25 protein-coding genes are annotated in these 22,708 nt (G+C 52.3%); 10 read left to right on the top strand and 15 right to left on the bottom strand.

Annotation, left to right across the window (positions count from 1 at the left end; translation table 11 throughout):
• Positions 1-26: 26 nt before the first annotated feature.
• From ACFQ88_RS25225 to ACFQ88_RS25195, 7 genes are all read right to left on the bottom strand, one after another.
• On the bottom strand, positions 27-626 hold the full coding sequence (locus ACFQ88_RS25225) for a TetR/AcrR family transcriptional regulator (protein WP_239629153.1): 600 nt from the start codon (positions 624-626) through the stop codon (positions 27-29).
• Between the two features lie 121 nt (positions 627-747).
• Positions 748-2,217 carry an NAD(P)/FAD-dependent oxidoreductase gene (locus tag ACFQ88_RS25220; RefSeq protein WP_379458160.1) on the bottom strand — a complete coding sequence of 490 codons (1,470 nt, stop codon included), beginning with the start codon at positions 2,215-2,217 and terminating at the stop codon, positions 748-750.
• A gap of 252 nt (positions 2,218-2,469) precedes the next feature.
• On the bottom strand, positions 2,470-3,081 hold the full coding sequence (locus ACFQ88_RS25215; protein WP_379458158.1) for a flavin reductase family protein: 612 nt from the start codon (positions 3,079-3,081) through the stop codon (positions 2,470-2,472).
• A gap of 34 nt (positions 3,082-3,115) precedes the next feature.
• Positions 3,116-3,724 (bottom strand): alpha/beta hydrolase, encoded by a 609-nt coding sequence (locus ACFQ88_RS25210; RefSeq protein ID WP_239629161.1) that lies wholly within the window; start codon positions 3,722-3,724, stop codon positions 3,116-3,118.
• Positions 3,721-4,671 carry a ring-cleaving dioxygenase gene (locus tag ACFQ88_RS25205; RefSeq protein ID WP_379458156.1) on the bottom strand — a complete coding sequence of 317 codons (951 nt, stop codon included), beginning with the start codon at positions 4,669-4,671 and terminating at the stop codon, positions 3,721-3,723. Before ACFQ88_RS25205 ends, ACFQ88_RS25210 begins: the two co-directional genes overlap by 4 nt.
• A 50-nt stretch (positions 4,672-4,721) precedes the next feature.
• Entirely contained in the window at positions 4,722-5,348 is a 627-nt protein-coding gene (locus ACFQ88_RS25200; protein ID WP_379458154.1) for a nitroreductase family protein, read from the bottom strand.
• An 84-nt stretch (positions 5,349-5,432) separates the two neighbouring features.
• Positions 5,433-5,876 (bottom strand): MarR family winged helix-turn-helix transcriptional regulator, encoded by a 444-nt coding sequence (locus ACFQ88_RS25195; RefSeq protein ID WP_239629168.1) that lies wholly within the window; start codon positions 5,874-5,876, stop codon positions 5,433-5,435.
• Between the two features lie 189 nt (positions 5,877-6,065).
• On the opposite strand from ACFQ88_RS25195, the gene ACFQ88_RS25190 reads away from it, so the two are divergent.
• From ACFQ88_RS25190 to ACFQ88_RS25175, 4 genes are read left to right on the top strand one after another with little or no spacing between them, the layout of a single operon-like run.
• Positions 6,066-7,505 carry a spore germination protein gene (locus ACFQ88_RS25190; RefSeq protein ID WP_239629171.1) on the top strand — a complete coding sequence of 480 codons (1,440 nt, stop codon included), beginning with the start codon at positions 6,066-6,068 and terminating at the stop codon, positions 7,503-7,505.
• Between the two features lie 14 nt (positions 7,506-7,519).
• Positions 7,520-8,647, top strand: a complete 1,128-nt coding sequence (locus ACFQ88_RS25185) for a Ger(x)C family spore germination protein (RefSeq protein WP_379458151.1) — start codon at positions 7,520-7,522, stop codon at positions 8,645-8,647.
• Positions 8,648-8,660: 13 nt separating this feature from the next.
• Positions 8,661-9,764, top strand: a complete 1,104-nt coding sequence (locus ACFQ88_RS25180) for a GerAB/ArcD/ProY family transporter (protein WP_379458149.1) — start codon at positions 8,661-8,663, stop codon at positions 9,762-9,764.
• Positions 9,761-9,973 carry a hypothetical protein gene (locus ACFQ88_RS25175; protein WP_379458147.1) on the top strand — a complete coding sequence of 71 codons (213 nt, stop codon included), beginning with the start codon at positions 9,761-9,763 and terminating at the stop codon, positions 9,971-9,973. The genes ACFQ88_RS25180 and ACFQ88_RS25175 overlap by 4 nt, the downstream gene beginning before the upstream one ends.
• 59 nt (positions 9,974-10,032) lie before the next feature.
• On the opposite strand, the gene ACFQ88_RS25170 is transcribed toward ACFQ88_RS25175, so the two are convergent.
• From ACFQ88_RS25170 to ACFQ88_RS25155, 4 genes are all read right to left on the bottom strand, one after another.
• Positions 10,033-10,908 (bottom strand): metal-dependent hydrolase, encoded by an 876-nt coding sequence (locus tag ACFQ88_RS25170; protein WP_379458145.1) that lies wholly within the window; start codon positions 10,906-10,908, stop codon positions 10,033-10,035.
• Positions 10,909-11,039: 131 nt separating this feature from the next.
• The gene (locus tag ACFQ88_RS25165; RefSeq protein ID WP_379458143.1) at positions 11,040-12,224 is read right to left on the bottom strand and encodes an FAD-dependent monooxygenase; all 1,185 of its coding nucleotides are present in this window, start codon (positions 12,222-12,224) and stop codon (positions 11,040-11,042) included.
• Positions 12,225-12,260: 36 nt separating this feature from the next.
• Positions 12,261-12,839 (bottom strand): non-canonical purine NTP pyrophosphatase, encoded by a 579-nt coding sequence (locus ACFQ88_RS25160; protein WP_379458141.1) that lies wholly within the window; start codon positions 12,837-12,839, stop codon positions 12,261-12,263.
• Positions 12,840-13,053: 214 nt separating this feature from the next.
• Positions 13,054-13,197: a hypothetical protein gene (locus tag ACFQ88_RS25155; RefSeq protein ID WP_239629187.1), complete on the bottom strand. Its 144-nt coding sequence runs from the start codon at positions 13,195-13,197 to the stop codon at positions 13,054-13,056.
• Between the two features lie 338 nt (positions 13,198-13,535).
• On the opposite strand from ACFQ88_RS25155, the gene ACFQ88_RS25150 reads away from it, so the two are divergent.
• The 3 genes from ACFQ88_RS25150 (at position 13,536) to ACFQ88_RS25140 (ending at position 16,433) form a co-directional block, all read left to right on the top strand.
• Positions 13,536-14,711: a ParB/RepB/Spo0J family partition protein gene (locus tag ACFQ88_RS25150; RefSeq protein WP_379458139.1), complete on the top strand. Its 1,176-nt coding sequence runs from the start codon at positions 13,536-13,538 to the stop codon at positions 14,709-14,711.
• Between the two features lie 158 nt (positions 14,712-14,869).
• Positions 14,870-15,151 carry an ArsR/SmtB family transcription factor gene (locus tag ACFQ88_RS25145; protein ID WP_379458137.1) on the top strand — a complete coding sequence of 94 codons (282 nt, stop codon included), beginning with the start codon at positions 14,870-14,872 and terminating at the stop codon, positions 15,149-15,151.
• A 79-nt stretch (positions 15,152-15,230) separates the two neighbouring features.
• Positions 15,231-16,433: an MFS transporter gene (locus ACFQ88_RS25140; protein WP_379458135.1), complete on the top strand. Its 1,203-nt coding sequence runs from the start codon at positions 15,231-15,233 to the stop codon at positions 16,431-16,433.
• 72 nt (positions 16,434-16,505) lie between these two features.
• On the opposite strand, the gene ACFQ88_RS25135 is transcribed toward ACFQ88_RS25140, so the two are convergent.
• The 4 genes from ACFQ88_RS25135 to ACFQ88_RS25120 all read right to left on the bottom strand — a co-directional run bounded on the left by ACFQ88_RS25135 (position 16,506) and on the right by ACFQ88_RS25120 (position 20,047).
• Entirely contained in the window at positions 16,506-16,994 is a 489-nt protein-coding gene (locus tag ACFQ88_RS25135; protein ID WP_379458133.1) for a GNAT family N-acetyltransferase, read from the bottom strand.
• Positions 16,995-17,105: 111 nt separating this feature from the next.
• Positions 17,106-17,585 (bottom strand): YbaK/EbsC family protein, encoded by a 480-nt coding sequence (locus tag ACFQ88_RS25130; RefSeq protein WP_239629200.1) that lies wholly within the window; start codon positions 17,583-17,585, stop codon positions 17,106-17,108.
• 640 nt (positions 17,586-18,225) lie between these two features.
• A complete protein-coding gene (locus ACFQ88_RS25125) occupies positions 18,226-18,681 on the bottom strand; it encodes a hypothetical protein (RefSeq protein WP_379458131.1) in 456 nt (151 codons plus the stop codon).
• 82 nt (positions 18,682-18,763) lie between these two features.
• A complete protein-coding gene (locus tag ACFQ88_RS25120) occupies positions 18,764-20,047 on the bottom strand; it encodes a histidine--tRNA ligase (RefSeq protein ID WP_379458129.1) in 1,284 nt (427 codons plus the stop codon).
• Between the two features lie 636 nt (positions 20,048-20,683).
• Between ACFQ88_RS25120 and ACFQ88_RS25115 the strand changes: the two genes are divergently transcribed.
• The 3 genes from ACFQ88_RS25115 to ACFQ88_RS25105 all read left to right on the top strand — a co-directional run bounded on the left by ACFQ88_RS25115 (position 20,684) and on the right by ACFQ88_RS25105 (position 22,706).
• Entirely contained in the window at positions 20,684-21,577 is an 894-nt protein-coding gene (locus ACFQ88_RS25115) for an NAD(P)-dependent oxidoreductase (protein WP_379458127.1), read from the top strand.
• 148 nt (positions 21,578-21,725) lie between these two features.
• Positions 21,726-22,064: an ArsR/SmtB family transcription factor gene (locus tag ACFQ88_RS25110; RefSeq protein ID WP_239629214.1), complete on the top strand. Its 339-nt coding sequence runs from the start codon at positions 21,726-21,728 to the stop codon at positions 22,062-22,064.
• Between the two features lie 453 nt (positions 22,065-22,517).
• Positions 22,518-22,706: a YqaE/Pmp3 family membrane protein gene (locus ACFQ88_RS25105; protein ID WP_239629217.1), complete on the top strand. Its 189-nt coding sequence runs from the start codon at positions 22,518-22,520 to the stop codon at positions 22,704-22,706.
• The last annotated feature ends 2 nt before the right edge of the window (positions 22,707-22,708 follow it).

Here is a 22,708-nt window from a genome sequence, read left to right as displayed (position 1 = left end):
CCTGCAGACCGCTGCCTAAGCATCCGTCAACGTGCCGCCACAAGCCGCAGCAGCACATCTACCCCGGGCATCCTGTAGCCAACATCTGCCTGAGTAGTTAGAACCACCATCAGTCCGGATACAACCGATAAATAAGTGCTGATGAGCTCCTCGGGATCTCCTGCGGCAATTTCTCCCGCCTGCTGCCCTTCCACGAATACCGGGAGCAAAGCTTCAACCGACCTGCTCATCGAAAATTGCTCTATAAGCACCTTGGCTTCGTCAGGTACGCCGTCCGACGTCCGCGCCTGATGCATCAGCATGAAGTAAGGCTGGCCTTCTTCATTCAGCATCGCTTCGGTTAACGCCCTTATTTTCTGAATAGGCGATCCCGGCAATTGGGCCAAACCGTTCATTTCCGTGAACGCTTCGGTTACGGCGTACCGAACGAGGGTGGTGAACAGTTCGTCTTTCGATTGAAAATAATGGTACAGCAAGCCGTGGCTGATACCCGCTTCCGCGGCGATCATGCTCATCTTCGTTCCTATAATTCCCCGCCGTGCGAAAACCTTGAGCGCCGCGGCCATAATCTGCTCCTTGCGCTCGTCGCGGATTTGATGCAGTTGTTGTTCGTTTAAAGGCGCCAATGGTCTTCATTCCCCCGCTATAGCATAGTCTAGCTTCCACATTTCTTGATATCACAATACATGAATTTGTCGGATCCATCAATGAAACGAGAAACTTTCCCGGCAAGAGCAGCTGTCCCGATCACATCGCAAGCAGCGGTATCAATCGCTCTAGCTCCTTCTCCATCGCCTTCCCTTCTTCGCCGAAAAACTCTGCGGAGAGCCGCTGTGCCTCGCCCGTTTCATCAAGGGCAAGCACCTGGACGATCGTCTCGGGATTCATAATCTCCCGCAGCGAAATCATCATCCCCGTTACATCGTAATATTTCTCCAGCAGCTGCCCGTTGCCCGATCCGACCGCATTGCCCAAATACAGATCAAAATATTGCTGCGCAAAAGCAATCCCTTTCTTCGATGCAGGACCGCTGTACTCTACGCCGGACCAGCGCAAATCCGCAACGAGACTCATCCACCATGCGGGTTCTATCGCTTTTTGTATTTGCGCAAATACGTCCAGCTCAAAGTTCCGCTTCGGCTTACAGCGCTGCTCCTGCAAGCACTTGCCCAGCAGCTGCGCTTCGATAGCGGCGATCGTCATTCCCTGTCCGTAGATCGGATCGAAGTTGCAAAACGCGTCCCCGAGCACGAACAAACCGGACGGCCAGCTGCTCATCTGCTCGAAATGCTGACGGAAGCATTCCGGTACGCGATATCCTCTCGGATTGCCGACAGGCTCGAGCTCCTTCAGCACATCGGCAAGCACCGGACTTAACAGCCGGGCGGCCTCCTCCTCGTACCGGTCAGCATCCGTAGTCGGGTAAGCTTCACCGCCGGCGCAATAGAGCGATACTTCCGCGATCTGGTTCTCGATAGTCCCGAGCGCTCCTGTTCCGATCTTCTTCGCAGGGACAGCGTCTACGAGAATGACACTCCAGCGGTCCGCATGTTGAGCAGAAAGCTTGTAGTGACGGGTACTGTAGCCGAGAGATACCTTCAGCCGCTCCGCCTCCGGCACCTCGTAGCCTAATGATTGAAGCCAAGGCACGACTTTGGAGGAACGCCCGCTCGCATCGACGACCAAATCTGCAACCAGCGCTTCCGCCTCCCCTGTCTTTCCGCGCTCCCGTACATAAACGCCGGTAACGGACGTACCGTCTGCAGAGGATTGCAGCCCCGACACTTCGTGCCGCGGAAGGAATCTTACGTTAGCAAGCGCCGAGATACGCTGCCTGATGACCCACTCGAATAAGGCACGGCTGAAGCCCATATCTTTCTCCGTTTCGGGCATTTCGAGAGTGCCGTATTGGTTCGTGAAGTGCACCGTTTTGCCTTCACGTGCAAATGCGCCGTTGCGATGCAACTCGTCGGTATAGCCGGGAAACAGCTCCTCGAATATGACCTTCCCGCGCTGCAGCAGCCGGTGCGGATGATTCGCGTGAGGCGTACCCGCCCGGTTCACCGGCTCATCGGGAAATTCGTCCCTGTCTACGATCACAACGTCTTCAAACAGGTCCGACAGCACCCGGGCCGTCAGCAAGCCCGCCATACTGCCTCCCATAATAATGGCCTTTCCCTCTTTGCGCACGTTTCTTTCTTCTTTGGATATTACCATGATCCATCGCCTCCATTTTTTTGATTGACTTAATCAGTCAATTTTAAAGTAAAAAAATATAGCCATTCGATTGTATAAAGCTTGTGCTAGATTTCTTAGTTGAAGGAAATCATGTCATTTGCCAAGATTGGTTGTCGTTGTTCATTGACTAACTGAGTCAATCAAAGATTATTCCATTTTGCAGCTTCTGTCAATATGATTTTTCAAAAAAAAAGCTGACGCCGGATCAACTGTATCCGACGTCAGCCTGTATTAATCCGGCCGAGCCATAGCGAATATATCGCCGAGCCGTGAATAATTGCTTCCGGCGAGCCGGCTGACCGGCTGAAGCGCCTGCGGGTCGATATGTCCGCCGTCATACAACGACTCGTCGAAATGGAAGCGGACCACTCGCCCGATCAGCAGGTCGGCTGCCGGGGAGCCTTCCGCTCCACCGATCGGCAGGGCGTGCTCCAGCACGCATTCCATCCGGATTCGGGCTTCGGCGAGCCCCGGTACACTCACTTGCTCGCTCGGCACCGCAGTAAGCCCGGCAAACTCGACCTCGCTCACATCGGGCGCCAAGCCGGCTGCCGTTTGATTGAGCTTTTCAATATACGATTCGTCGGCGATGTGGACGACGAAGCTTCCCGTTGCTGCTGCATTCCTGGCGGTATCCTTCGGCACACCTTGCTTCCTCTGCACCGAAATGGACACCATGGGAGGATTAGCGGCTACGATATTAAAATAGCTGAAAGGCGCCGCATTCAATACTCCGCTTGCCGACAAGGTTGTTACCAGTGCGATAGGTCTAGGGATAATGCTCCCTATCAGCAGCTTGTAATTATCCCTCTCGCTGTTTACAGCCGGATCGATCGATATCACCGGTCCGCCTCCTTTCCGCCCGCTTCGGGGGTTATTATTGGAACGTATCGCGGAACCAATCGGCCGCCGCTTCGACTTCGCTTCGGGTTAATTGATGGCCGAACCGCTCCCAGTGCACGGTCACGTCGGCTCCGGCGCCGGCCAGCAGCGCCTTCAGCTCTTCGGTCTCCTCCGGCGAGCAGATCGGATCGTTCATCCCTGCGCCGATGAAGCACGGGACGCCGGTCAAATCCGGCAGCCCGATCCCGCGCCGCGGCACCATCGGATGATGGAGAATCGCACCCTTCAGCGAATCCTTGTAATGGAACAACAGACTGCCGGCGATATTGGCGCCGTTGGAATAGCCGACAGCGACCAGATTGCCGCGGTCGAAGCCATACTCTACCGCCGCCTGATCAAGGAAGTCGCTCAGCTCCTTCGTGCGGAAGATCAAGTCTTCCTCGTCGAATACTCCTTCCGCCAAGCGGCGGAAAAACCGCGGCATCCCGTTTTCCAGTACATTGCCCCTTACGCTTAGCAGCGACGATGATGGCGATATTTGCCTTGCCAGAGGCAGGAGATCGCGCTCCGTGCCTCCGGTTCCGTGAAAGAGCACCAATACCGGCGCATTCACATCCGTACCTTGCTGGAATATATGTTTCATGCTTGGTCCCCCTCCAACACTCTGACTTCAATCGGCTCCAGGTTGCGCTCGATGGCCTGACGGTTCTCTTCGTACCAAGCCGGAAGCATCAATTTCTCTCCCAAATGCTCCGCTTCTTCGTCACGCGCAAATCCTGGAGGATCCGTTGCGATCTCGAACAGTATGCCGCCTTCCTCGCGGAAGTAGATGGCGTTGAAATATTGACGGTCGACGATCGGCGTCGGATGCAAGCCGTTCTGCTCCACATGGCGTCTCCATTCCGCGTGATCCGCATCGTCTTTGGCGCGCCATGCGATATGGTGCACCGTACCCGCTCCGCCTGCACCGTAAGGCATCGGATCAACCCGGACGTCGATCAGGTTGCCGAGATCGCCCGTTGCTCTGAAGCGCGCGTACGCGCCTTCTTGACCTACTTTTTGCAGCCCCATGACCTGCACCAGCAATTTCATCGTGCTTTCCGGCGCCGTGCTGTAGAGAACCGCGCCGCCGAAGCCTTTGATCGCTTTGTCAGCAGGAACGCCGCCGAACGTCCATTGGCTTTGCGGACCTTCCTCACGCTCGACAATTTCCAGACGCAAGCCGTCTTTATCGGCAAATTGCAGATACTCTTCCCCGAAACGGGATGCTTTCATGACCGAAACGCCGAATTGGGTCAACCGCGCTTCCCAGAAATCCAGTGTGCCTACAGGTACGACGTAAGTGGTAATGCCGACCTGACCGCCGCCAATGCGGCCTTTGCGCGAGCCTGCGAACGGGAAGAACGTAATAATTGTTCCCGGGCCGCCGATCTCGTTACCGAAATACAGATGGTACACTTCCGGAGCGTCGAAGTTGATCGTTTTTTTCACTAACCGGAGTCCAAGGATGCCGCTGTAGAAATCAACGGTTTCCTGCGCGTTTCTTACAAAAGCTGTAATATGGTGAATGCCTGCTGTTTGTTGTAACATGTTAATCCATCTCCCTTATTTTTAATTGGTTTTATGGTAAAAGGTTATTATCAAAACGAATTGTAGCTTACAAACTCGCCGGTCGGCTTGCGATAGCCGCGCGGCCGTTGACTGCCGGTATCTTCTTTGCCTATGGCAATCATCATTGCGGGAACGTAACGGTCCGGCACATGGAGCGCCGAGCGAACAGCGTCGGGATCGAATCCGATCATCGGGCATGTATCCCAGCCCTTCTCCTTCGCAATCAGCATGAACAGCATCGCCGACAAGCTGGCGTTTCTTATCGCTTCGTCCTGCATGAACGCTTCGCCGCGTCCTTCATAGAAGCCAAGCACCGAATCGACGGTCGCATCGAATTCCTGCTTGCTGATAATGCCCAGATTCATCAGTCCTTCGTTTATTTTGCCCACATCCTTGTAGGCATCCTTATGGCCCAGGACGATGATGACGGCGGAAGCGCTCTGTACCTTGTACTGCTTGCCCGAAGCCTCATACATCGCTTGCTTAACGGCCGGATCCTTGACGACTACATAGTGCGTATGCTGCAGGTTGAAGGCGGAAGGAGCGAATTTGACGAGCTGGAACATTTCCTCCAATTCCTTATCCAGTATCTCCACCCCGGGAATAAATTTATTAGCGGAGCGGCGTGCTTTGACAAGCGTCGACAGATCGTTCATACGAATACCCCTTTGCAATATAATCGAAATTTGAGAATCTTAAATTTAAGATATTGGACAAAAGGAGACCTCCTCACACCAGTGCTACTTGAAGGTTTCCTGTGCGAATTTGCCCAGCTTCTTGAGCAGGTCGCTCGCCGCTTTCTTCTCCTCGGGAGTAAGACCGCCGACGGCTTGCTCAATCACCTCAGCGTGCTTCGGAAATACGTCCTCGATAAATTTCTTGCCATGATCCGTAATCTCCGCAAAAACGAGCCTTCTATCCTCCGTCGATGCTTTACGGCAAACCAGCTGCTTCTGCTCTAGCTTATCGACCACGTAAGTGATGTTGCCGCTGCTCATGAGCACTTTGCCGCCGATTTGTTGAATAGGCTGCGAACCTTTGTGGTATAACAGCTCTAGGACGCCGAATTCGGTCCGGTTCAAGCCGTGTCTTCGAATGTCTCTATCGGCATGCGCATTCACCCATTGGCTCGCTCTGGAAAGGGCGATATACAAATTCAACGACTCTTCCTTGGAGCTTCCCATTTCGTTCACATCCTTTTTTTATGCTTGCTCATTTCTTAATATTAAATATCTTAAATTTAAGATAATACATTTGCAGAGAATTGTCAAGCGGTCTTTTTTATTTTCCTTAAAAAACGCTGCCGAATACATACTATTTCCGGAATGGAAAATAATATGAATTAACTTTTCGATGGAGAGGGGGTGGCGGCTATGGCTTTCAACGGCACTGGCATACCTGTCATTGATGAAATCGGGGAACGGCTCGGACTATCGCCGGACTTTGTGTGCCGGGAATTCCCGCTGAATCCGGCCCGGAGTGTATATTGCATTTATCTGGCCTCTGTCGTGTCAGCGGAGCAAATCAATGAGTTCATCATCACGCCGATTGTACAGCTAAGCCAGTATAAGGAATCACCCGAAGACCCTATGAGCTTGCTTAAGACCATGATCCCTCATGCTCCGTTAAGCGAGCTCGATGATGCTTCAGACGGCGTTCGCCTTCTGCTTGAAGGGCATTGCCTGCTCCTTTCTTCGTTTGATACGCCGATTCTCAGCTATGAGTTGACCAACGGGGAGCATCGCAGCGTGTCCGAACCAACGACAGAAGCTTCCATCCGCGGTCCGCGGGAAGGCTTTGTCGAGGACGTTTCGCGGAATGTCGCTCTTATCCGCAAAAGATTAAAGAGCGAGCGTTTGATATTTGAGGAGCTGATTATCGGAACGGAGACCAAAACGAAGGTGTATCTGACCTATGTCGCTAACATAGCTCCGCCTCAAGTAGTGGATGAGTTCCGGAAGCGTCTTAATGCCATCCATGCGGACAGCATTCTGGAGAGCTCTTATATTGAAGAATGGATTCAGGATACTGCGGTTTCGCCATTTCCCCAGCTGATTGCAACCGAGCGGCCGGATTCCGTTGTAGCCCAGCTTTTAGAGGGGCAGGTTGTCGTTTTGACGGACGGCACCCCGATTGCATTGCTCGGGCCCGTTACTTTTTTTCAATTTTTCAATTCACCGGAGGATTATTACCAGCGGGCGGATATCGCCACCTTGTCGCGATGGCTGCGTCTCTTAGCCTTTATCTTATCCATCTTTGTCCCGTCGCTGTATATTTCCGTTGTAAGCTACCATCCGGAGCTGCTCCCTAATTCACTGTTGATCAGCTTGGCTGCCCAGCGCGAGGAGGTGCCTTTTCCCGCTTTCATTGAAGCCGGCATTATGATCGTTACCTTCGAGATATTGCGGGAGGCGGGACTTCGTATGCCGCGTATTGCAGGGCAGTCCATCTCGATCGTAGGAGCGCTTGTATTGGGCGAGGCAGCCGTTGAAGCGGGTCTCGTATCCGCCGCTATGGTTATTGTCGTTTCCCTTACGGCCATTTCCAACTTTGTCTCCCCAATTTACGGCTTCGGCATAGCCCAGAGAATTGTCCAGTATGGTTTTATGATTTTATCCGGATTAATGGGATTGTTCGGTTTAATGTGCGGCGTGTTTCTTGTCTTGGTTCATCTTGCTTCCCTTCGTTCGTTCGGGGTGAAATATCTTACTCCAGTCGCTCCGTTGAATCTTAGCCGATGGCAGGATACTTTGGTTCGGGTACCTCGTTATATGATGAAACGATATTCGAACAGGCGACTTCATAACAAATAAGAAGGTGCAACAACATGAAAGCTGTACTCCTTAGTCTAATGCTGCTGGTCTTATGTACCGGCTGCTGGGATATGAAAGACATCAACTCCCTTGCGATCGTAAGCTTGGCCGGAGTCGACAAAGATCCGAAAACAGGCGAACTCTTGGCGTATTACCAGGTCATGAACCCGACGGGCCTGTCCACCCGGACAGGCTCCTCGGCGAAAGCCGCCGTATACACCTATAACTTCAAAGATTTTAGCCATGGAAGGTTCACCGTGAAAACAGGCATGTCTATGCCTCGTATATTTTTTACAGCCCATTTGCAAAGCTACATCATTTCCGAGCGTTACGCACGGCAAGGGATAATGGACCTCCTCAACTATATCGAGCTCAATCCCGAACGCCGGGCGAATATCACGGTATATGTATCGGACAGCCCGCTGAACATCATAATGAACAGCTTCACCACTTTGGATAGAGTTCCGGGACGGTTTATCCGTTCGTTAACGAATCATTATGAGCGCAATTTTAAAAATAGTGTCTATCCCATCCGGTTTAAGGACCTGGACAAGGAAATGAATCATCATACGCCGACCATCATCCCCATTATTCATTACAACGGAACGAAACCGTCCTCGACGTCCAATGAAGTGGAAAAAATCAATGCAACCCAAGGCGGAATGAGCTTCCATGAAGGAGCCGTGTTTATTCATTCCCGTATGGTTGGTCGGATCGACGAGAAATCAAAAGTTTTATTTTATATCTTGAATAAAAATTACCACCGGCTTACGGATACGATCACCGTCAACGGAAGCTTTGTCGATGTCGAAGCGCAGCGCATCGATGTAAAGCGCACCTGGAACGCGGACAAATCCCAACTCACCATAAACATCCGTGCCGACTTGCGGATTATAAACAATCAGCAGCAAAGCAAGCTGACTCTGCATAATTCCCATGAAATGGAAGAAGCGTTTAACCGTTTCTTGGAAGGCAGAGCCAAACAACTGGAACAGCTCGGTAAAGATAAAGGCTGGGACCTGCTTGGCATCCAGGATAACGGGGGAAGAGAAGCAAATTGGCGCCAAACCGAAGTCACCTTTCATGTCCACTCTACAATGAAAACGACCGGTAACATGAGCACACCATATCTTCTGGAATAGAGGAGTCTGTCCGATGGAACACGCTAAATTGAGCGCTTGGCAACTATTTAATCTCTCCATGATATTTGTGATTGGAACTTCGTATATCTTATTGCCCGGGGGACTCATAGCGGATGCCAAGCAATACGGATGGCTTGTATTCGTATGGGCTACTCTGTACGGTGTAGTATTGGCTGGATTCTGGCTCTACTTGTCGAGCAAATTTCCCGGATTAAGCATTGTCCAAATAGCCGTTCAAGTATTGGGGAAATGGGCCGGCGGCCTGGTATCCTTGCTGTACATACTGTTATTTATCCAGATTGCATCCTGGGTTACCCGCAACATGAGCGATTTCATGCATATTAATCTGATGCCGCGGACGCCTGTCCCGGTGTTTCATATCATGATCCTGATCGTTTGCGCCTATGCTGTGGTGAAAGGAATCGAATCGATCGCTATGACATGCGAGCTTTTGAGTGTTTTGTTATTTTTGCTTTTCTGGATCCCTATGGCGGTGATGCTAAAAGAGTGGGATTGGGGGAATTTTATGGTTCCCGGAGTTTTTCACCCTCTGGAGACCTTCCTGAATACCCGGTATGTGCTCGCTTTCCCTTTTATGGAGGTTGTATGCTTCATGATGATATTCCCCTTTGCCGAGAGACGGTTAAAATTTTCATTTCTGTCAGGGATTGCATTTGGAGGTATGAACCTGACTTTAGGCATCTATTTTACAATCGGCATATTGGGCGTAGACCGCGCTTCTCATCTCGTCTATCCGGTATTCATCATTTTCCGGGAAATGGAGTTTACGAACTTTATCGAGCATTTGGAATCGCTTCTTTCTATCAACATCCTTCTTATCGTATGCATGAAATTAAGCTTGCTGTTCTATTGCGCGGTATTGGCTATATGTCAGCTATTCGAAATTAAACAGCGCGCTTTCGTCGCTTATCCGCTGATTTGGATTATCTCTGCCTACGCTTTGCTTTTCACCAACATTATCGAAAATGTCGAATGGACGAAAAAGTATTTGTTCGAATACTATACCCTTTACGCTATCCTGATCCCGGCAATACTCATCGTGTTTGCTCGGATGAGGAAAAAAGGTCAATTTCAAGGAAAGGAGACGATGACATGACGCTTTTGGTGCTTTTCTTCATTCTGTCGTGCATAGTCGGAGGCATCAGGCTGCGGGCTTGCAAGTCCAATAAGAACGCAGCCGTTGTTTATTTCAGCATTACCACATTGGGAGCGGTACTTTGGGGGAGCATACTCCTCCATCATCCGTTTGACCTCAATGAAGCTATCGGCCGGATGTTATCCCAATTATACGAGGTGTTCTCCTGATCTTGCTTGAAAAAAAGGAGCCGCTGCCGGCATCATGCCGAAGCGCTCCCATCTTGCGTTTATTTCTCTATAAATTCGAACAAAAATGACTGGCCGTTCCGGTAAAATCGCGGATCATACAGCCCAAGCCGCTTCTCGTCGTCAACGACTACGACAAACGGCGACCATTCCTTCAGCGTCCGGGCTTTCGGATTGTCCGCGAACAGCTGGTCGAGATTCGCGCTCTCGGCCGATTGCAGCTGTGTCTGGAGCGTGACGCCGCTCCACATCGTGCCTTTTTTCAGATCGACGGTGTCGCCCTTCTTCCCTACGACCGTGAACATGCCTGGGACGAAATCGGCGGACAAAGCTACCTGCTCATATTCCGCGGCCGCCTGCTTATAGAGACTGTGGCCTTGGGCGGACTGCAGGCCTACATGCAGCGCCATCAGCAGCCAAACGACCCGGTATATGCGGTGGGAAGGAACCTGGATCCGGTCCTTGCCGAATCGGACGATAAGCCATCCGATCAGCATGATCGCCCAAAACACCAGATCCACGATAGGAACCGTTCCGAAGGTAATCCGCATAGGCGAGAACGGCTCGAAATAGCCTGTACCCCATGCATTGAATAAATCGCTTGTATCGTGAATAAACACGGCTATGCATGCGATTAGAAACAATCGCCAGAAGCGGATTCGCCCGATGAATCGGCTCAGTCCGGCTATAATCACCGCCCAGACGGGAACAAGAAACACGGAATGCGTAACCCCCCGGTGCCACATCTGGTAACGTCCGGCCGTATCCCACCAGGAGGAGATGACGTCGATATCCGGTATTTGCGATCCGGCGACGGTGGTGAACAGCAGCGCTTGCTTTTCACGGCGCGTCATCTTCGTCTTGTCGACGGCTCCATACAGCGTGAGGCCGAACAAGGTATGTGTAATCGTATCCACTTAAAGAAGTCACCCCATCCGTCTATATGCATCCAGTATAGCCTATACAGGCTGCTGCGGGAAAGCTATCCCGTTTGCCGGCTATGGCAGCTCTGCGGCCGCCAGCACGAAGGCTGCGGCAAGCAGCAAGCCTACACCTCGAACCCAATTAGCCAATGCAGCCGTCTTAATTGTACGTCCGCGGGAAGCGTGCGCAGCATCCCGTTACGCATGGCGATCAGCAGCGGGTTCTCAAGCTGGACCATTCGCCCCATCTGCCGCGACTGCCTGATGACTCTCGTCGTACGCGGAATCCGCAGCCGCTCGTAGGCAAGCAGTCCGTCGGAGACATCACCGTCACCGGCTTGCTCCAAGCACTGCGCCAGCGTCCACGCATCCTCCATCGCCTGAGCGCCGCCTTGGCCGAGATTCGGCAGCATCGGGTGCGCCGCGTCCCCGAGCAGCGCAGCGAGGCCTTGATGCCAAGTCGTGAGCGGCTTCCGGTCATAGATGTCGTGAGCCAGGATAACGTCTTCCTTCGTCGCGGCGATGACGTCCCCGATCGGCTCATACCATCCGCGAAACGCCTCCAGCGCTTGGCGCTTGCGCTCTCCCGGAGGAGCCGCTATGCCTGCAGGAGCGTTCACAGCGGCAAACCAAAATACGCGTCCTTGCCCCAGGTGGGAAAACCCGAATCGTTTTCCCGGTCCCCAAGCCTCGAAGCCGCCCCCGTCCACCATCGGGTACCGCTCGTCCCTGTAGTCCGCTATGCCTCTTAGAGCTGTGAAGCCGGAATAACGAAGCGGTTCGGTACCGAAGAGCCGTTCCCTCACCGTGGAACGGAGCCCGTCCGCACCGATCAGCACCTTCCCGGAATGGCTAGATCCATCGGCGAAAGCAGCCGTCACCTTGTCACCGTGCTGCTCCCACCGTTCCAGCTTCCTGTCGAACTGCAAGTCTGCACCGCGGGACTTCACCAGCTCATATAGCAGCTCTTGGAGAAGCGCACGGTGAATCAAGTAGCTCGGCGTCCCGTACCGCTCGGCCTGCTCCCGCACCGGCAGCTCCGTGAGCATCGCACCGTCCCATCTGCGGATCTCGGCTTTGCCTACAGCCTTTCCCCGCTCCCGAACTTTATCGGCTGCGCCCAGCTTCTCAAGCACCTTCATCGCGTTCGCCGCCAGCACGATCCCGGCTCCGCTTTCGGCGAGACCGGGCTCCTTTTCGAAGATGGCAACGTGCCAACCTATGTTTTGCAGCGCCAATCCTGCACATAAGCCTCCGATTCCGGCTCCAATAATCAGCGCCTTTTTATCTGCCGCTTCTCGTATGTTCATTGGACGATTCTCCTTCCGATGGTTGAAGATAGGCTGTTAGCGGGATGCCAAGCAACCATGGGCATGAAGGTAATCTTTTAACAGATGGAATGCGCTGTGCCTGCTCCAAAACGGAACTGCATCCGTTTTGCATAGATCGGCCAGAACGGTGCTGTAATGCTCCGGTTTAAATAACCGATCCATGACGGAGCCGCCGTCGAGGCTTTCAGCAAGCTCATGGACTATGACACCCTTGATTTCCTTATGAAACACCAACGGGGGATGGTTAGGCTGGCACAGCGCAAGACATTCTTTTACGCAAGCGTTTCGGTTTTCTGTAGCCCCCATCAGCTTTACAATGTCCTCAGCTGCAAACCAGTGGTTAGTATATTTCATGAAAGGACCGGGGAAGCCTCTCAGTCCCTCGATATAAAATCCGACATCGGTTACAATCACAGGACAGTCTAGTTCACGGCTAGCCCATTTGCTCGAGAATACAGCGATCTGTTCGACGTCCAAGCTTTGGATCTCGGGCAAATCGATACCGCTGCGGGTCAGCTGAACGCCGGTGCCTGCAAGCGCAGACAAAGCAATTTGAAACTTGGCATCGTTGGAGGTTGCATAAACCAGCTCCATCCTTGTTACTCCCCGCTTCCCCTATGAATTTTGCCCCACTATAAGCTGCTCTTACTTTTTGTGCAGCCCTCCCCAAAGTATAATTCCGCCGACCATCATTTTCCAACAAACGTTCTGTGAATCTACATCGCGAACCGGTACCGCTATGCCCGTCTGTCGGCAAAACAATAAAGCAGCCAACACCTGGTTGACTGCTTCATTGCCTACATTTGTATTATTTATGCCGAAGCGTATCGTCGCTCTCTCGAGGATTATTTTGTGCCGGCTGCTTCTCGTGATTCTTTAACACCTGGTCTGCGTAATTTGGATTCGTGTTATACTTGTTTCCTTCGTTGCTTTTCATTCCTTTGGGCATCATGCTCACCTCCATCCGTCTAACGATCATGGGACGGGATCCGTGTCCCTTCGTTTAGAATGATACATGACCGTCCGAATCATGCATGAATATGGTGGGCGGGACGCGACTCCGCAAGCCCTTTTCGCTGCAAAAGTACGATGCAAACATTTCCACAGCTTGTCCGGTATTATATAATGGGTTAGCGAGGCCTTTCGACGATAATCGGCCTTATCGCTTAAAATTTCTCACGAACTATTTTGCGAGCAAGCTGGGGATATTGCGGATAGGAGCTGCTCCTGTTGCCGGAAAGTCCCTGCAGGTCTTGGACGAAATTTACATAAAGGATGGGAGAATGCATGATGGACATTATTGAAATTGCTATCGATTTAATTGATGAAGATAAAGACCAGCCGAGATACCAGTTTGATGACGAAGCCTTGCAGGAATTGATGCAAAGCATCGAGGAACTCGGGTTGCTGTCGCCGATCAAGGTGAGAACGACCGCCGGCGGCCGGTATATGATCATTTACGGAAACCGCAGATACAAAGCCTGCAAAATGCTGAACCGCGCAACGATCCCGTGCATCGTCTCCAACGTAACGGACGAAACGGAAATTTATTTGGAGCAAATCGCGGAAAATTTGACGCGGGAGGGCTTCTCGCCGATTGAAGAAGCGGAAGCGTTCAATAAGCTGTTGAACGATCCGAAGTTCAGCAGCTCGACCAAATATTTGTCCAGCCGCCTCGGCAAGCCGGAGTCCTACATCAAGAACAAAATCGAACTGCTGAAGTTCGGTAACGCGGTGAAAAAACTGATTGTAGGCGGCACCGAAATTAGAAAAGACAAGCTGACGGAAGACCAGCTGCTTCCTCTGAAGGATTTGCCGCTGGAGCACCGGGATCCGCTTGCTTTGATCATGGCCAGAGACGAAATGCCCGTCAGCGACGTGAAGAAAATCGCCAAGCTGTTCAAGGACAAAACCATCTCCGCATCGACCAAGGACAAGCTGCTCTACAAATCAGGCAACGAGCTGCTGGAGACATGGTCCGTGTTCGAGCAAAACAAGGCGGAGCGGGCCAAGTCCGCCCAGCCGAAAGCGGCGGCCAAAAGTGACAAGGCGGAAGCAAGCGCTCCACCAGCACCGGCACAGGCGCCTGAACCTACCGGAGCGGCTTCATCCGCCCCTTCGGTCACGGGCAGCCCGCTTCAGCCGCAGTCTGCCTCTCCGGCAATGGAGCCGGCGGCTGCCGCTGCGACGCTGCTCGACACGCCTGCTGCAGCACCAGCTCCTGCAACATTGCTCGACGCGCCTGCCGCGGCATCGGCCGCCTCTTCCGTTGAAAGCAAACTTCAACGGCTGCTCGCCTCGCTGCCGGCTTTCAGCGAACTGACACAGGAGCAATTAGCCGGCGGCTTGAACGATCCGGGCCGTTTTGCCCAGGATGTCGATACGGCAATTCAACAGCTGGAGCTGCATTTGAACGAATGGAAACGAATCAGGGAGCTTGCTTCCCAGCCCGTTTCTTCCAATTAGTACAAGATCATGAGGAGGTTCCCGTCATGGAAGCCTCCTTTTTTTTTGCTCCATCGCGAGGGATTTTCATTAGAGCCCTATTTACATTCGAAAAAAGGTGTGGTAAGTTTATTTCGATACTTTTAGAAATAACAAACTTTGCCGAGGGTGAGATAATCATGGTTCTAGACAACGAAGACGTACGACAGGCCGTCAAAGTATACAAAGCACTTGGAGAACCTACCCGGCTGAAAATCGCTATGCTGCTTACCGAGGAGAAAAATTTGTGCTGCTCCGATATCGGAAGCAAGCTCGAATCGATTGCGGGCTCGACGCTCTCGCATCATTTGAAGCAGCTGACGGATTGCGGCCTGCTGAATACGCGGAAAGACGGCACTTATATTTACTATAGTGTGAATCGGGATATTGCGCTGAAATATGCGCCTTATTTGCTGCAGTAATTTTTTTTTGCAACATATTTCTATATTTTTAGAAATATAAAAATAATATATACAGTGGAGAGAGGAGCTTTACCATCTTATGTCAAACGCTTGGAAAATTTACATGCTGGCCATCGTCAGTTTTTTGGTTGGAACGTCGGAGTTCATCATTGCAGGTATTCTCGATCAAGTCGCTAAGGATATCGGAGTCTCCGTATCCGCCGCCGGCCAGCTTATTACCGTCTTTTCGCTTGCCTACGCTTTCGGCACTCCTATCCTGATGGCCGTGACAGCGCGGATAGAGCGGCGCAAGCTGCTTCTTTATTCTCTCGGCCTTTTTGTCATCGGCAACGGAATGGCTGTCGCTTTACCGGGGTTCGAGGCCCTTATCGGCTCGAGAATTATTCTGGCTCTGAGCACCGGAGTATTCGTCGTCACGGCGCTAACCGTCGCATCCAAGCTGGCTCCTGCCGACAAACAAGGCAGCGCCATTGCTACTCTGGTGATGGGCTTCAGCACCGCACTGATTATCGGAGTGCCGATAGGGAGAGTTATCGCTTCGTTTTACGATTGGAAGCTGATCTTCGGCGGCATTGGACTGCTCGGACTGCTGGCGATCCTCGTCATATATTACACGATCCCGCATACTGAAGGAGAAGCACCCGTACCGCTTCGCAAACAAATCGCTTTGCTCAAAGAACCGCGAATCGCCGTCGCCCTGTCGATCACTTTCTTCTGGATCGCCGGATATTCGATCGCTTATACGTACATCTCGCCTTTTCTTCTTAACGTATCCGCGATGAGCGGCGAAGGCGTCAGCGCAGGCCTATTCGCTTTCGGCATCGCCAGCCTGATCGGCTCGAAATTCGGAGGCTACAGCACGGACAAATGGGGGGTCCCGCGGACGCTCATCGGAGGCATGCTTTTTCATGCCATCTCCCTGATTCTTCTGTCGCTGGTTGCCCCGTTCCCGGCCATTGTCTTCCCGGTTCTTATGCTGTGGTCGTTCTCCGCCTGGTCCTCCGGCCCGACGCAGCAATATCACCTGCTCACGCTTGCACCGGAAGCTTCCGGCATTATGCTTAGCCTGAACAGCTCCGTGCTTCAGCTTGCCATGGCGGCTGGAGCGGGTATCGGGGGCGTTGTGGTGGAACACGCTTCGCTCACCTCGATAACCTGGATCGGCGCAGCAGGCGTCACCGTTGCCGCGGCCACTGCAGCCGCCTCCCTAGGATTATCCCGCACCCGCCGGTTAGCGGAAGAGCGCAGATTACAGCAGCAGGCGAAAGCCGGAGTATCCTGAGCCTTGAACGTCAACGTTCCATGTTTTCAGCCCAGGTTAGGATTGAGCATGGAACGTTTTTTCTTTTTTAGCTTAGTTACGAAATCGAAAGATTACCATGTCTCCGTTGAATGTCGATCCACGGGTTTCCTCGTATTTTCCATTCGTATAGCTGGATAAGGCTTTGCGCCAAAAAGCTTGCCCTCTCCCGTTAGCCCCCGCAGGATTGGTAAACAGCTCCCAGGAGCCCTTGAATTGCGTGAATATTTGTGCAGCCGCCTTCTCCGCGATCCCCTTTCCTCTAAAAGGCCGAAGCAGAAAAAACTCATTCACAAAATAATCGATTCCTTTACTGCAATACGGCGGAGTCGCAATCAAAGCAAATCCGGCAGGAATGCCGTCAACCCTTATAAGGAACGGATATAAGCAGTTCGGCTTCTCCCACCATATGCTTTGAACCTCATACTGATCCTGCAGCGTTCGATATTCGTCACTGCTCTCATAAATGCCATGCCCATTCGGTGTATGGCCGGGAACGAGCCCGTAATGCTCGGAGAGGTCGTACAAATAGAGCGGGTACAAATTTTTGATGATGTAAGCTTCATCTTCCCTAGTTAAAGTGACCTAATATTCACATCATTGCCCCCGTAACTGATGAGATTAGTCTCAAGTCCGTGCTGACCTATCGTTCCGCTAGCGGACACATACCACTTGACCGTCCGTCATTTCCCTCAGCTCGTCTGGCGTCAGCTGAAATACCGTTTTCGGATGTCCCGCCGCCGCCCACAATGTCTTGTAGCGAAACAAATCTTCGTCGATCAATGTGACCGGCTTCTGCCGGTGCCCGATCGGAGCCACGCCGCCAATAACAAATCCACTCCGATCCCGTACAAAATCGGCGTCTGCTTTTCCCAGCTTGTCCTGGAGCAGTTCGGAAATGCGCTTCTCATTTACGCGATTGACCCCGCTCGCAACCACCAGCAAAGGTTGATCCGCTTGCTCCAGCCGGAAAATAATCGACTTGGCAATCTGGGCGACCTCACACCCGATCGCGTCCGCCGCTTCCTGAGCCGTGCGCGCGCTGTCCGGCAGCTGCACGATTTGATTGTCGTAGCCTTTTTGCTGCAGTATCGTTTGTACCCGTAAAGTACCCTCGTTGAATTGGTTTGTCATGTTCTTTTAGCTCCTTCAAGCTTCGCATGCTGCATTATCTAAGCTGCTTCTGCGTCTATCTGTGTAGTTTAATCGAAGTCCCCTGTGGTCTCAAGGGATAAATTGCTTACATAAAAAAACTCCACCGCTCGGGCTGTAATGCGGTTTTTCAGGCTTACAGATACCGCTGTGACGGCTTCATCCCGTTTTGCCCTGCTGTAACGCGGTTTTTACGCCCTACAGCTGATGATTTCGTTCCTTCGCGTGCTGTAAGACGGTTTTTCCGCGTTACAGGTACCGGCGTGGCCACTTTATCTCCTTTCCCCACGCTGTAACGCGGTTTTTCAGGCTTACAGCTGATGATTTCGTTCCTTCGCGCGCTGTAAGACGGTTTTTCCGCGCTACAGGCACCGGCGTGGCCGCTTTATCCCGCTATGCCCGCGCTGTAACGCGGTTTTTACGCCTTACAGCTGGCGCTTCCGCTCCTTCACGCGCTGTAAGACGGTTTTTCCGCGCTACAGCTGCCGGCGTGGCCGCTTTATCCTATTTCCCCGCGGTGTGACTCGGTTTTTCAGACTTACAGCTGATGATTTCGCTCCTTCGCGTGCTGTAAGACGGTTTTTCCGCCTTACAGCTGCAGGCGTAGCCGCTCCTCCCCTTCTCAAAAAGAACCGCCTCCGCAAAACATCCGGTTCCATGCTCTTAATTCCGCAATGAACCCTCGTTCCGCTCCGGGAGGGTGAACAGCGCATACCTGCTGGGGCATCCCTTCAGAGCTAAAGGTGACAATCGCGTGTACCTCCAGCGGCTTCTCGTCCACCTCGAAGGTAAGCGCTGCGTTCCCTGTGCAGACGCAGCCGTCGTCAAAGTCTGCCCTCACATTATCGTAGGAGAGCAGCTTGAAGCTCTCCTCCAACGATATTTTCTGTGACACATCCACAGCGCCTGCAAACAGCTTTTCGGCTTCGTCATACTTTTGCGCCTGTATCGCCTTGAAGAACGCCTCCGTCTTTTGCCTTGCGGATACTACGTCCCCTATCGCAACAGCTTGATAGACTAAAACAAGTGCAAGCCACAATCCTCCAGCAATGCCTACGATTATGCTCAGCTGCTTCATATACAATCCCTCCTGTATACGGTACTACTCCACCCCATACAGCATCCCATCATTTTACATTAATGTGAAGCAACTTCACAGCCTAGCAAAGCCTGCGGAACACTTGATGAATAGCTTCCTCCAGAGCGACGACCGCTTCCGTCATTTCGTCCATATCTTTCAGCCGAACCTTGCCTGCCGCTGCTTCGTCTTCGCCAATCAGAACGACGTAACGAATGCGGTTGGACGCCGCGGCGGCGAGCGATTTTTTCAGCTTCCGCTTACTCGTATCCAAGCTTGTACGGATACCGCTGGCACGCAGCTCGGCGGCGGCTTTCAGGGCATCCGGGATCGTATCTCCGATAGGAATGACCGTGACGCAAGCGCCTGAAGCTTCAATGGGTCGAGTCTGCAGCATTTCCATTATCGATTCCATACCGAAGGAGATGCCAACCGTCGGATAGTCGACGTCCTCCCTGCCAACCAACTGCCCAATGATTGCGTCATACCGCCCGCCTGCGCCCAAGCTGGAGCCGAAGGACCCGCTTGCATCGAAGATTTCGTACACGGTTCCAGTGTAGAAAGACAGTCCCCGCGACAAATACGGGTCAAACCGGCATACAGCATCCAGCCCCAGCCTTTCCATCAGCTTCTGGAGATCCGAAACCTCCAACGCGCCTTGAGAATCCCCGATGCCATATCGGTCGGCTATTTGCTCGAAGGTCGGGTCAGCCATCGTGATCAGCTCGCCGATTCCTCTGATGGCTTCATCTTGCAGCCCTTTGCCGCTGAGTTCCTTGACGACCTCCTCCTTGCCTATTTTCGCTATCTTATCAAGCGTCAGCATGACGGACTGCGTATCTTCCGGCCGTACCCCGACGGCTTCGAGCACCTCTCCCAAAAAACGCCGGTTATTCCACCGGATCAATACAGAAATACCGAGCCTGCGGAATACCTGAACCGCCAGCTGCATCAGCTCGGCTTCCGCTTCCGGGCCTTTGGTGCCGACAATATCCGCATCGCACTGCAGAAATTCCCTCAGCCTGCCGCGCTTCACCGGCCCGTCCCGGAACACTTTTCCTATTTCATACCGTTTGTAAGGAAACTCGATGCCCGGATTCAAAGCGATGACCTTGGCAAAAGGAATCGTAAGGTCGTACCGCAGACCCAGGCTGCGTTTTCCTTGATCGCTTAGCTGGTACATTTCCTTCAATATTTCATCGCCGCCTGCATATTTGGATGTCAGCAGCTCCAGCTCGTTCAACACCGTAGACTCCATCCCGTCAAAATCATACAGCTCAAATACTTCTTGAAGTGTGGACTGCACTTTTTTTCTAAGCGCCTGTTCTTTTCCGAAAAAATCGTACGTTCCTTTCACATTTTGCATCGTCAGCATCCCTTTCTTTAGTTCGGTGTGATAATCGAAGCAAGGCCATTGCTACCTCCGACTGGACCTCTCCAGCCTCATCGCTTTGCTTGAATGCTTTTTGTGAACTTCCAGGAAAATAAAAAACGCGCCGGACCTCTTGGTCCTGCGCGTTTTACTATGCCGCAGGGAGGCCAACGCGAGAAGCGTTAGCCCACCCTGTTAATCGATACAGGTGTGTGCTAACGCTGCTTGTAATGATGAAGTTGTTTGAACCTGAATGTATTCGCCGTATTCATGGGTCTCGGGCTCCTTCAATCATTTTGGTTTCATCATAGTAACAAATCGGCCCGAAACTTGCAAGCTGTTTTCATAAGAACGGCGTCCGCAATTTTTTTCGGTAAATGGCTACAAGCCTCGTGGTGAGCAAACCATCGGATTACTTCAGGGATGAGCGGCCTTAAAGTTTTGCTTTTAGCAAAACTCGCTTCGTAAGCATGATAGTTTTTATCGCCCGCCAATTGTTAAGATCTTCGATACGCTTAACCGCTTTACCGGACTTAAACTATCCAATGTGGTAAAATAGACAAGACGGATCGAACCGTCTTTTTCCAAGGCAATTTATTTTTCTTACATAGGTATTGGAGGGATACGATCGTGAACATCGGATTTATCGGACTCGGAACGATGGGTAAACCTATGGCGGGCCATCTCGCCAAAGCAGGGCACACCTTGTATATTTACAATCGGACGCCTGGCAAAACGAACGACTGGAATGACCCATCCTCCGTCGTCGTTGTCTCCTCGCCGGCTGAAGCAGCCGCCAAATCGGAACTGCTGTTCACCATGCTGTCGGACGACCGCGCGGTGGAGCAGGTCTACTTCGGAGACAACGGCATCTTGTCCGGCTGCCAAACTAGCGGCGAGCTGCCGCTCCGCCTCGTCGTCGACTGCAGCACGATTGACCCGAACGTCAGCATACGCACGGCCGAAGCGCTGGAGAAGCTCGGCATCGACAAGCTGGACGCTCCGGTCACCGGCAGCAAGCCGCAAGCGGAGCAAGGCATTCTCACGTTTATCGTCGGCGGTAAACGCGAAGTATTCGAGCGAACCGAGCCGATCCTGCTGCTGATGGGCAAAAAAGCCGTCTATATGGGAGGCCATGGTGCAGGCTCCATTGCGAAGCTGGCCAATAACATGATGGTCGCTACGCATCTGGTTGCGCTGTCCGAGAGCCTTGCCATGCTGCGCAAAGCCGGTCTGGATCCCGCTGCCTTCCTGGATGTCGTAGCCGGAGGCGGAGCGCGCAGCGGAATGGCCGAAATGAAAGGGCCCAAAATACTGGAAAACGACTACTCGCCGCAATTTATGACGGCTTTGATGCATAAGGACCTGGGATTGGCCGCCAAGCTTTCGGATTCGCTCAGCCTGCCGGTTCCCGTCGCCGCCGTCGTCAAGCAGCTGTATCAAACGGCATGCAACAACGGATTGGGCGAAGAGGATATGAGCGCGATTTTTAAATATTACGAGCAAAGCGCCAATTTAAAATAAGCAGCACGATGCCGTAAGAGGGGCTCCCTTTATGCCGGGCGGGAGCCTCTTTTTTTATTTTCTGCATAAAATAAACGAAAACCCCCTAAGCATTCCTTTACTGGAATATTCCATTTGGTATATATTGTTCATAAAGGGGATACATGATATGGGCATGAATATGACAACTTTGCTTGCGCTTGCCGAGCCCAACCGGTATCACATTGTCGAGCTATTGCGTGACGGTCCTCTAACCGTTGGTGAAATCGCCGAACAGCTTGAGGTTCGCCAGCCGCAGGTCTCCAAGCACCTTCGGGTGCTAAGCGACTCGGGCATCGTCGAGGTGCAGCCAAGCGCCAACCGGCGTATTTACAAGCTTCGACCGGAGCCCTTCAAAGAGCTTGACGAGTGGATCGAGTCCTATCGGTCCATCTGGGAAGACAGATTCGATCGTTTGGACGCTTATTTGCAGCAGCTTCAGGCTGATAATGACAAGAAGAAGGAATAACCTGCAGCAAGCCTAAGCTTGCGAGCTTGAAGATGATCGGCTGTCTTCTGCACAATGCGGCACGCCAATGGATTCGGGGGCACATGGCAAGACGAAGTGAATGAACAGCGCGCTTTAGCGCAGATCAGGGAAACCGATCAATCAGCATCGACTCGGGATTGCTTCCAACATTACCGCAATTCGGGATGTCCGGCCGCGTACTTGTAGCAAGTACAGCAAAGCCCTGCTGAACATCGGACGTTCGCCGAGTGAACTAGGCTGCCGCTGCTGCAACGGCGGTCTTATTTCGTCTGCATGGCTTCTCCGTCCGGACTCACTCTCGACTAAAACCGGGATAAATTATGCAGGCGACTCCGCCCATTCTTTATAAACGGGCTCCACCAAGGTATATCCGTCTGAAACGTTGCCGAAGCTGAAGCGTATGGTATGTAAAAGAAAAAGAGGTGACTGCATATGTATTTGCTCGCGATATTGCTTCCTCCCGTAGCGGTTCTGTTTAGCGGCAAGCCGTTCCAGGCTTTTCTCAATCTGATACTGACACTGTGCTTCTGGCTTCCGGGAGCCATTCACGCTTGTATGGTCGTTCACGAGAGAAAGCAGGATAAGCGTATGGAAAAAATGGCCCGCTACATGCATCGTTAACC

The sequence above is a fragment of the Paenibacillus sp. NPDC056579 genome, assembly GCF_042793215.1.
Taxonomy (GTDB): Bacteria; Bacillota; Bacilli; order Paenibacillales; family NBRC-103111; genus Paenibacillus_S.
The sequence above is the reverse complement of the archived record's forward strand: the minus strand, read 5'-3'. Positions and strand labels throughout refer to the sequence as shown.